The sequence below is a fragment of the Streptomyces sparsus genome (assembly GCF_054776295.1).
The window spans coordinates 1-1,484 of sequence record NZ_BAAHCA010001083.1 but is presented as its reverse complement, the minus strand read 5'-3'; the positions used below and the strand labels follow the sequence as shown (position 1 = coordinate 1,484).

Sequence of the window (1,484 nt, the reverse complement as noted above, 5' to 3'; positions counted from 1 at the left end):
GGGGGTGCGGTGCGTCCGGAGCGAGGGCGGCTCAGGCCGGGCCGGTGGGCTCCCGCGCGCACAGCACCCAGATCGAGGCGGCCGCCGGCAGGGCCGCGAAGGCGAGCATCGCGGGCGCATAGCTCCCGGTGAGGTCCCGCCCGATCGACACGGCCAGCGGCCCGAAGGCACTGGCGCCCACGGTGATGGTGTGGGCGCCGCCGCGGATCGCGCCGAGGTGCGCGGTGCCGAAGTACCGGGGGAGGGCGGCGGCCTCCACCGAGCGCAGCACACCGCCGGAACCGCCGAGCAGGAACCCGAAGAGCAGCGCCGTCCAGCCGGGCTCCACGAAGCGCACGCACAGCACCGATGCGGCGAGCACCGCCATGGCGGCGGTCAGCACCGCCCTGGGCGGGACCCGGTCGAGCAGGGCCCCGGCTGCGAAGCCGGCCAGTAGCGCGGCGACGGTCTGCGGAACGAAGTTGGCCGCGGCGGCGACCGGGCTAAGCCCACGCTCACCCAGCAGCGCGATCTGGTGGAAGTTGAGACCGGTGACGAGCATGCTGCTGGCCGCCAGGCATCCGGCGACCGCCCAGAACATGCCGCTGCGCAGCACCTGCCGCAGCGGCCACCCCGTCGCCGACTCGTCCGCGTCGTCCGACGCGGGCGGCTCCCCGTCCACGTGCTGGCCGAGGTCGGCGGGCCGGTCGCGGATGCCCAGCAGGGCTATGGGCACGACCAGGGCCCAGATCAGCAAGCCCTCGACGGCCCAGGCCTGACGCCAGCCGATGTGCGCGATCAGTGCCTCGATCAGGATGGGCGCCAGTGAGATGCCGGCCGCGCCGACGGCACTGGTGACGCCCAGCGCGAGGCCGCGTCGCCGGTCGAACCAGTAGGCGACGGTGGTGGTGGCCACCAGGGTGAGCGCGCCCTGGCCCGCCATGCGCACGCCGACGAAGCCGGCGGTGAGGCCGACGATGCCGGAGACGAGGGACAGCAGGAGCAGGACGGCACCGAAGACGGCACCCACCACGGCCATCACCGCGCGCGGCCCGAAGCGGTCGACGGACCGGCCGATCAGCGGCATCGCGCAGGCGCCCAGCAGCGTGCCGGTGAGATAGGCCGTGGAGATCGCCGTGCGGTCGATGCCGAGGTCGGTGATCAGCGGATCGATGAAGACGGAGATGCCGGCGGTCTGGCCGGGGGCGGTGAGGGCGAGGGCCGCCGCGCTCAGGGCGACGATCCGCCAACCGGAGAAGCGAGCCGCCGCGCCTCGCCCGGTGCTCTGCTGGAGCCCGTCCGCTGGGGTGACGGGGTCTGCCGGCGTACTCAGCGGTTCCTCCTGGTGCGTCGCGACCGGACGGGTCTGTCAGGGCAGAGTGACCCGTCCGGCCGCGGGATGGGAAGACCGCCGGTGCCCGCGCGGGCTGGAGCGCCGCCGGACCCGGGGTCAGTGGCCGGCGGTGAGTTGTCCGGCGAGCTTGTCGTGCATTTCGGCGCTGGGT

1 protein-coding gene is annotated in these 1,484 nt (G+C 74.5%); it reads right to left on the bottom strand.

Annotated features, from left to right (window positions below):
* Positions 1-31 precede the first annotated feature (31 nt).
* A complete protein-coding gene (locus ACYVE9_RS26470) occupies positions 32-1,213 on the bottom strand; it encodes an MFS transporter (RefSeq protein WP_461030426.1) in 1,182 nt (393 codons plus the stop codon).
* Between the last annotated feature and the right edge of the window lie 271 nt (positions 1,214-1,484).